The organism is Pseudoxanthomonas sp. LARHCG66, assembly GCF_052871755.1.
Map to the genome: position 1 here is coordinate 423,359 of NZ_JBIXJW010000001.1, position 8,505 is coordinate 431,863.

At 66.9% G+C, this 8,505-nt stretch carries 9 protein-coding genes; 1 reads left to right on the top strand and 8 read right to left on the bottom strand.

Annotated features, from left to right (window positions below):
- Positions 1-4 precede the first annotated feature (4 nt).
- Both ACIPRS_RS01975 and rlmD read right to left on the bottom strand, forming a co-directional pair.
- Positions 5-523, bottom strand: a complete 519-nt coding sequence (locus ACIPRS_RS01975; RefSeq protein ID WP_446537338.1) for a CYTH domain-containing protein — start codon at positions 521-523, stop codon at positions 5-7.
- Positions 524-617: 94 nt separating this feature from the next.
- A complete protein-coding gene (rlmD, locus tag ACIPRS_RS01980) occupies positions 618-1,961 on the bottom strand; it encodes a 23S rRNA (uracil(1939)-C(5))-methyltransferase RlmD (protein WP_446537339.1) in 1,344 nt (447 codons plus the stop codon).
- Between the two features lie 100 nt (positions 1,962-2,061).
- Between rlmD and ACIPRS_RS01985 the strand changes: the two genes are divergently transcribed.
- Complete coding sequence (locus ACIPRS_RS01985; protein WP_446537340.1) at positions 2,062-2,766, top strand: response regulator; 705 nt, start codon at positions 2,062-2,064, stop codon at positions 2,764-2,766.
- Positions 2,767-2,771: 5 nt separating this feature from the next.
- Here ACIPRS_RS01985 and recO read toward each other — a convergent pair whose 3' ends face one another.
- From recO to lepA, 6 genes are all read right to left on the bottom strand, one after another.
- On the bottom strand, positions 2,772-3,515 hold the full coding sequence (gene recO, locus ACIPRS_RS01990; protein WP_446537341.1) for a DNA repair protein RecO: 744 nt from the start codon (positions 3,513-3,515) through the stop codon (positions 2,772-2,774).
- 16 nt (positions 3,516-3,531) lie between these two features.
- Positions 3,532-4,470: a GTPase Era gene (era, locus tag ACIPRS_RS01995; RefSeq protein WP_446537342.1), complete on the bottom strand. Its 939-nt coding sequence runs from the start codon at positions 4,468-4,470 to the stop codon at positions 3,532-3,534.
- Positions 4,471-4,480: 10 nt separating this feature from the next.
- A complete protein-coding gene (rnc, locus tag ACIPRS_RS02000; RefSeq protein WP_446537343.1) occupies positions 4,481-5,143 on the bottom strand; it encodes a ribonuclease III in 663 nt (220 codons plus the stop codon).
- Positions 5,144-5,147: 4 nt separating this feature from the next.
- Positions 5,148-5,525, bottom strand: a complete 378-nt coding sequence (locus ACIPRS_RS02005) for a DUF4845 domain-containing protein (RefSeq protein ID WP_142125079.1) — start codon at positions 5,523-5,525, stop codon at positions 5,148-5,150.
- A 37-nt stretch (positions 5,526-5,562) separates the two neighbouring features.
- Complete coding sequence (gene lepB, locus ACIPRS_RS02010) at positions 5,563-6,363, bottom strand: signal peptidase I (RefSeq protein ID WP_337730102.1); 801 nt, start codon at positions 6,361-6,363, stop codon at positions 5,563-5,565.
- Between the two features lie 147 nt (positions 6,364-6,510).
- Positions 6,511-8,304: a translation elongation factor 4 gene (lepA, locus tag ACIPRS_RS02015; RefSeq protein ID WP_185742119.1), complete on the bottom strand. Its 1,794-nt coding sequence runs from the start codon at positions 8,302-8,304 to the stop codon at positions 6,511-6,513.
- Positions 8,305-8,505: the final 201 nt, after the last annotated feature.

Consider the following 8,505-nt stretch of genomic DNA (forward strand, 5'->3'; position numbering starts at 1 on the left):
TTCCTCAGGGAATATCGGTGGCGGCGCGTTCGTCGTCGGACCACTGTCCGTACGGACGCGACGCCAGGGCAAGATTGTAATAGCGGGCGGTGTCGGTGACCTGTTTGCCGGCCCAGGCAGGTTTCACGAAGTCTTCATCGGCACGGTCGAGTTCGATTTCCGCCACCACCAGCCCCGCGTTGGCGCCCACGAACTCGTCGACTTCCCACAAGTGGCCTTCGTGCCGCACGTAGTGCCGACGCTTGTCGATCACGCCGCCCATGCACAGCGCCAGCAACGCGCGGGCGTCGGCAACGGGGATGGCGTAGTCGAATTCCTGCCGGGTGGCGCCCAGCTCGCGCGATTTCAGGTTGAGGAAGGCGGCATCGCCCTGGATGCGCACGCGCACCGAGGCCTTCTGTTCACCGCGATCCATCGCCCCCATGTCGTTGATGTAGCCCTGCGCCATCGGCACGACCTCGTGCGCGACATCGCGCCAGGCGTCGCCGGCGACCAGGAATTTGCGTTCGATTTCGATGCCCATCGAGTGAAGCCCTGCGTTGTTGTAGGAGGGGCTTCAGCCCCGACCGCTTTTCCCGATCGTCCCGGTGTCGGGGCCGAAGCCCCTCCGGCAGGGATCACTTCCTTTCGAACAGCGCGATGCTCTCCACATGCGCCGTGTGCGGGAACATGTCCATCACGCCGGCCGACACCAGCGTGTAGCCCTGCTCGTTGACCAGGTAACCCGCGTCGCGTGCCAGCGAGCCGGGATGGCAGCTGACGTAGACGATGCGGTCGAACTGCCTGAGCGGCAACTGCTGCAGCACCTCAATGGCACCGGAACGCGGCGGATCGAGCAGCAGCTTGTCGAAGCCCTGGCGCATCCACGGCGTACCACGCTGGTCCTGGGTCAGGTCCGCCGCGTGGAAGTGCGCGTTGACCAGCCCGTTGCGGGCGGCATTGTCGCGCGCACGCACGACAAGACCCGCCTCGCCTTCCACGCCCACGACCTCGCCCACCAGGCGTGCCATCGGCAGGGTGAAATTGCCCAGCCCGCAGAACAGGTCGAGCACGCGGTCCTGCGGCTGCGGGTCGAGCAGTTCGAAAGTCCGCGCGATCATCTTCTCGTTGAGCGCCGCGTTCACCTGGATGAAGTCCAACGGACGGAAGGCCAGCGACACGTCCCACGGCGCAAGCGCGAACGCCAGCTGCGGCGCCTCCGGCCACAAGGCATGCACGCTTTCCAGTCCGCCCGGCTGCAGGAAGATGGCGAGCCGGGTGGCCTGGCCGAATGCCGTGAGCTTCCCGTGGTCGCCCTCGCTCAGCGGCAGCAGATGGCGGAACACCAGCGCGATGCCACTGAAGTCCGCATTGGCGTCGCCTGCGATGAACTCGATCTGCGGGATGTGCTCGCGTGCGTCGAGGCTTTCAACGAGCTCGGCCAGCGCGGTGATCTTCGTGCCGATCCCCGGGATGACGGTGTGGCATTCGGACAGGTCGGCGACGAAACGCGGATCCTGTTCGCGGAAACCGACCAGCGTCTTGTCCTTCTTGTTGACCCGGCGCACGGAGAAGCGGCCCTTGCGGCGGTATCCCCAGGCGGCACCGGTCAGCGGCGGCAGCACCGCCCACGGCGTGACGTGGCCGATGCGCTCCAGGTTCTCCAGCAGCACGCGCTGCTTGGCCTCGATCTGCCGGGCCTCGTCCAGGTGCTGCAGCACGCAGCCGCCACAGGTGCCGAAATGCGGGCAACGCGGCGTGACGCGGTCGGGGGAAGCATCCAGCACCTCGAGCGCCTTCGCTTCGTCGAAATGGCGGTTCTTCGCCGTCTGTTCGGCCATCACCCGCTCGCCCGGCAATGCGCCAGAGACGAACACGGCCTTGCCGTCGCGGCGGGCGACGCCCCGCCCGTCGTGGGTCAGGTCGGTGATGGTGGCTTCGAAGGGGGTCTTGTCGATGCGGGGGGAGCGGGTACGTGCCACGTGGCGTCAGGCTGCGTGTGTTGGCGGGGCCGCATTGTCGCATGGGCGCCGCCCGCCCCCGCCGACGCTAAGATGGGACCAGTCCGCAGGATGCCCGACCATGACCCTCACCGACGGCACGATGCCGATGCTCCTGCTGGTGGAAGACGACCCCATCAGTGCCGAGTTCCTGTCGGCCGCCCTGTCCGCACTGCCTGCACGCGTGCAGCGCGCGGCGGACTGCGCGCAGGCGCTGGCGTTTCCGCTCGCCTTCGACGTGTGGTTGATCGACGCCAACCTGCCCGACGGCACCGGGGCGGCGCTGCTGCAACGCCTGCGCGCGCGCCATCCGGCCACGCCCGCACTGGCGCATACGGCCGATGCGACACCCGCAACACGCGAACAGCTGGTCCAGGCCGGCTTCGCCGATGTGCTGGTCAAGCCACTCTCGGCACAGGCACTGCAACGCGCAGTGCGCGATGTGCTGGCAGGCGGCACCGGCCTCCCGTCGGCGCAGGCGCTTCCCGACTGGGACGAAGCTGCCGCACTTGCCGCACTCGCCGGCAATCGCGAACACGCGGTGCTGCTGCGGGAGTTGTTCCTGTCCGAGTTGCCCGTGGCAACCGCGGCCTGCCTGGAGGCGTTCACCCGTGCGGATGAAGCCGCGCTGCGCGCCCAGTTGCACCGGCTGCAGGCCAGCTGCGGCTTCGCAGGGGCCCGCGCGCTGGCCGGTGTCGCGGCCCGCTGGCATGCCGCGCCCACCGACGCGGGGCTGCGCGACGCCTTTGCCGAAGCGAGCAGGCGCCTGCTGTCGCCGGCCGCCTGACGCCGTCAGTCCGTCGTGGCGCCGCGGTGTTTCAGGCGCCCCAGGTCACCGATCATTTCCCACGATTTCAGCCCCCTCGGGCCGAGGTGGTGCGCCAGCACCGAACGCATCGGCAAACGCAGGCTGACGAGATCGTCGGGCGAAGGCGTCGCATCCTTCGCCAAGGCGAGCAGCGCGCGACCGGTGGCCGCCTGGCTGCGCTCCCCGTGGCCGCGGTCGCTGTGCAGGCGACGCGGGCCGTGCTCCGGATCCAGCAGGTAGCGCGCCGCCGGGTCCACCGGCTCGCCATCGCCATCCACATCGAGCGCGAAACCAACGCCCAGCGCTTCCAGCAGGTCGCGCTCGAACCGGCGCAGCGACCACGCCAGTCCGTCACGCAACCGCAGTCGTTCGCGTGCCTGCGCATAGGCGTCGAAAAGCTCGGGCAGCGGATCGTGGCGCGGTACCAGCCGCAGCACGAGTTCACTGAGATAGAACGCGGCCAGCATGGCGTCGCCGGCGGGCTGCGGTGCCGCGTCCAGCGCCTCCGCGCTCACCAGCCGCGCCAGTTCGCCCCGCAGGTCGCAATCAAGCCGGATGCACTGCAGCGGCTGCAGCGCAGCGCGCAGGACGTGCTTCTTCGGCCCCTGCACGCCCCGCGCGACCAGCCCCAGGCGTCCCTGTTCCCGGCCCAGGACTTCGACCAGCAGGCTGGTCTCGCGCCAGGCGCGCGCATGCAGGACGAAGGCGGTCTCGCCGGTGATGCGCATTCAGGCCCGCGCGGGCTCATTCATACCCGAAGGCCTTGAGTGCGGTCTCGTCGTCGGACCAGCCCTCGCGTACGCGCACCCAGGTTTCAAGGAACACCTTGCGGCCGAACAGATGCTCCATCTGCTGGCGCGACTTGCTGCCGATCTCCTTCAGCCGCGCGCCGCCCTTGCCGATCACGATGGCCTTCTGGCTCTCGCGCTCCACCCAGATCACCGCACCGATGCGGGCCAGCTCGCCTTTTGGCGAGTCTTCGGTGGTGAAGTTCTCGATTTCGACGGTGGTGGCGTACGGCAGTTCCGCACCGAGCTGACGCATCAGCTGTTCGCGCACCAGTTCGGCCGCGAGGAACCGCTCGCTGCGGTCGGTGATCTCGTCTTCGCCGAACATCGGCGGCTGCTCCGGCAGCAGCGCTAGGATGTCCTTCACCAACGCGTCCAGGCCATTGCGTTTCAGCGCGGACACCGGATGCACAGCGGCAAATTGCCGGTCCTGCGCGACCTCGGCGAGGAAGGGCAACATCGCCGCCTTTTCCTTGATCCGGTCGACCTTGTTGACCACCAGCACCACCGGAATCCCCGCATCGCGCAGCACGTTGTAGGCCAGCGTGTCTTCCTCGTCCCAGCGGCCCGCTTCGACCACCATCAAGGCCGCCTCGACCTCTTCCAGCGCGCCACGGGCAGCCCGATTCATCACCCGGCTCATCGCCGAGGCGGAGAACTTGCCCTGCTGCTTGTGCAGGCCGGGGGTATCGACCAGCACGATCTGGCCTGCGGGCCGGTCCTTGCCCGCCGCGAAGGTCGCGATGCCGAGCAGCCGGTGCCGCGTGGTCTGCGGACGGTTGGAGGTGATGCTGACCTTGGCACCGACCAGCGCATTGGTCAGCGTGGACTTGCCTACATTGGGACGACCGATGACGGCAACACTGCCGCTGCGGTAGGAGGAGGAATCGCTCACCGGGGGGTACTCACTTCGAAATGTCGAGCTTGTCGAGCAGCGCCGCCGCGGCGACCTGCTCGGCGTTGCGGCGCGAGGTGCCCTCGCCGTCCGCCGTCAGCGGCGGATCCAGCGTGGTGCAGCGCGCGAGGAAGAGTTTGGCGTGGTCATCGCCGCTTTCCGAGACCAGTTCGTAGACCGGCAGGGGACGCTGGCGCCCCTGCAGCCATTCCTGGAGGCGGGTCTTGGCATCCTTCTCCGGCCGCCCGACCGGCAGCGCGGCCAGCGATTCCTCGAACCAAGGCAGCACCACGGCCCGGCACGCATCGAAACCGGCATCGAGATAGATGGCCGCCACGACCGCCTCCAGCGCATCGGCCAGGATGGAATCGCGACGATGGCCGCCGGACTTCATTTCGCCCGGCCCCATGGTCAGCCGCTCGCCCAGTTGCAGGTGCCGCGCGAGGGTGGCCAATGACGCTTCGCGCACCAGTTCGGCGCGTGCGCGGGTCAGCGCGCCTTCGTCGGCCTTGGGCCAGCGCAGGAACAGGGTTTCCGCGACCAGCAGGTTGACCACGCCGTCGCCCAGGAACTCCAGCCGCTCGTTGTGCGGTGCCCCCGCACTGCGATGCGTCAGGGCCTGCGCAAGCAGGCCCTGGTCGGCGAACACATGGCCGATGCGGTCAACCGCCAAATTCCTATTCCGCGCCGCGACGCGTCATCGCCTGCTCGGCGGCGAAGTTGCCGACCACATCGAGATTGCCCACCAGGGGGCGGCGCACTTCATAGGCGACCTTCATGTTCCAGCCGCCCTCCATGCGCTCGATCTTCACGTGCGAAGGCTTGATGTTGGTGGCGTAGTTGATGTCGAGGCGGCGGAAGAACAGTTCATGGATCCGGGCCGGATCCATGTCCGCCACGCCCGCCTCGTTGGCCAGCCCCTTCATCGAGGACTTGACCGCGTAGTACTCCTGGTACATCGGGAACAGTCGCATGGCGATGTAGGCGGCGAAGCCCACCACGGCCAGCACCATCAGAAAGCTCATCAACGTCATGCCGCTTTGCTTGCGCTTCATTGCCATTCCCCCGTGCTTCCCCGTTAGCGTTGAAAGATCACTCGATGCCGTTACCGATACGCGAGGCATCGAAGCCATTCTTGCAGAACCAGCCCTCGCAGTTCAGCCAGACGAGGAAGGCCTTCCCGCGGAGGTTCTGTTCCGGCAGGAAATGGGTCTGCGTCCAGAACCGGCTGTCCTCGCTATTATCACGATTGTCGCCCATGACGAAATAATGCCCGGGCGGAACCACCCATTCGCCCTGCCCCTCCGGCCGTGCGCTGTCCAGCCATTCCAGCACCGTATGGGGCCGTCCCGGCAGTTTTTCCTTCAATAGTGCGGCCCCGGTCTCACCTGCACCGCTGCCCTTGCCCACGTAATCGCCCAGCTTCTCGTAGGTCAACGGCTGCCCGTTGATCGACACCGTGTCCCCGTGGAAGCCGATCTTGTCGCCCGGCAGGCCGATCACGCGCTTGATCCAATTGTTCTTGGGGTCGTGGGGCGGCTTGAACACCACCACGTCGCCGCGCGCCGGTTCATCGATGGCCAAGAATTTCTGGTTGGTGATCGGCAGGCGCAGGCCGTAGGAGAACTTGTTGACCAGGATGAAATCGCCGATCAGCAGGTTCGGCATCATCGAACTGGACGGGATCTTGTAAGGCTCGGCGATGAAGCTGCGCAGTATCAGCACCACGGCCAGCACGGGGAAGAACGCGCGCGAGTAGTCCACCAGCACCGGCTCTTCGTCCAGCAATCCGCTCCGGGCGCGCCGGCGCTTGGCCAGGAACAGCTTGTCGGCCAGCCATACCAGGCCGGTCAGCAGCGTCAGTACCACGAGGATCGTTTCAAACCAGACCATACACACTCCGTTGAATGGCCCCTCTCCCACCGGGAAAGGGGTTGGGGTGAGGGTACGGCGAAGTCCGCGCGCTCCCGGCTTCGCGGACTTCGCCGTACCCTCATCCGGCGCTATGCGCCACCTTCTGCCGCAGGGAGAAGGAAAACGCTACTTGCTGTCCACCTGCAGCACGGCGAGGAAGGCTTCCTGCGGAATCTCCACGCGCCCCACCTGCTTCATCCGCTTCTTGCCCTCTTTCTGCTTCTCAAGGAGCTTCTTCTTGCGGGTGATGTCGCCACCATAGCATTTGGCCAGCACGTTCTTGCGCATGGCCTTGACCGTGCTGCGCGCGATGATCTGCGAGCCCACGGCGGCCTGGATGGCCACGTCGAACATCTGCCGCGGGATCAGCTCCTTCATCTTCTCGCACAGCTCGCGGCCGCGCCGGTCGGCATGGCTGCGGTGCACGATCAGGCTGAGCGCATCGACCTTGTCGCCGTTGATCAGCGTATCCAGACGCACGAACGGGCCGGGCTGGAAGCGCAGGAATGCATAATCCAGCGAGGCATAGCCTCGGCTCACCGATTTGAGCTTGTCGAAGAAATCCAGCACCACTTCGGCCATGGGCAGCTCGTAGCTGATCTGCACCTGGCTGGCCAGGTACTGGATGCCGATCTGCGCGCCGCGCTTTTCCTCGCACAGCTTGATGATGGCGCCGATGTAGGCTTCCGGGGTGAGGATGTTGGCGCGGATGATGGGCTCGCGCACCTCTTCGATCAGGTTGGATTGCGGCAGTTTGGCCGGATTGTCCAGCGAGAGCACCGTGCCATCGGTCCGGAGGACTTCATACACCACCGTCGGTGCGGTACTGATCAGGTCCAGGTCGTACTCGCGCTCCAGGCGCTCCTGCACGATTTCCATGTGCAGCATGCCGAGGAAGCCGCAGCGGAAGCCGAAGCCCATGGCCTCGGAGCTTTCCGGCTCGAAACGGAGCGCCGCGTCGTTGAGGCGCAGTTTCTCCAGCGCCTCGCGCAGCGCCGGATAGTCCTCGGCGTTGACCGGAAACAGGCCGGCGAACACGCGCGGCTGCATTTCCTGGAAGCCGGGCAGCGGGCCCGGGGCCGGGTCGGACGCGAGGGTCAGGGTATCGCCGACCGGCGCGCCGTGCACGTCCTTGATGCTGGCGGTGATCCAGCCCACCTCGCCGGCGCCGAGCTTTTTCAGCTCCTTGCGCTTGGGGGTGAACACGCCGACCTTGTCCACTTCATGGGTGCGGCCGGTGGACATGACCAGGATCTTGCTCTTCGGCCCGATCTCGCCCTGCATCACGCGGACCAGCGAGACCACGCCCAGGTAATTGTCGAACCACGAGTCGATGATCAGCGCCTGCAGCTTGTCGGTGTCGCGCGGCTTCGGCGGCGGGATGCGCTGCACGATGGCCTCCAGCACCAGGTCGACGTTGAGCCCGGTCTTGGCGCTGACCGGCACCGCATCGTCGGCGTCGATGCCGATGACGGCCTCGATTTCACGCTTGGCGCGCTCGATGTCGGCCGTCGGCAGGTCGATCTTGTTGAGCACCGGCACCACTTCCAGGCCCTGCTCCACCGCGGTGTAGCAGTTGGCGACCGACTGGGCTTCCACACCCTGGGCGGCGTCGACCACCAGCAGCGCGCCCTCGCAGGCCGCCAGCGAGCGGCTGACTTCGTAGCTGAAGTCGACGTGGCCGGGGGTGTCGATGAAGTTCAGCTGGTAGACCTGCCCGTCCTTGGCCTTGTACGGCAGGGACACGGACTGGGCCTTGATGGTGATGCCGCGCTCGCGCTCGATGGGATTGGAGTCGAGCACCTGCGCTTCCATCTCGCGGGCCTCGAGGCCGCCACAGAGCTGGATGATGCGGTCGGCCAGGGTCGATTTGCCGTGGTCGACGTGCGCGATGATCGAGAAGTTGCGGATGTTCCGCATGGAATCAGAAGACATGGGGAGTGCGCGGCGGCCTGTGCGGTCGTCAGGAATAACGGGACATTATCGCACGGACACTGCCCGGTCTCGCCGATCCGCATCCCGGCCCCGGGGAAACGCCGTGGGCCCCCCAACGCGGGGGGGCGGGGGGGGGCCAGCGACGGCGAGGGGGGGGGGGCCGTTTTACACCCGCTCGGCGTCGAA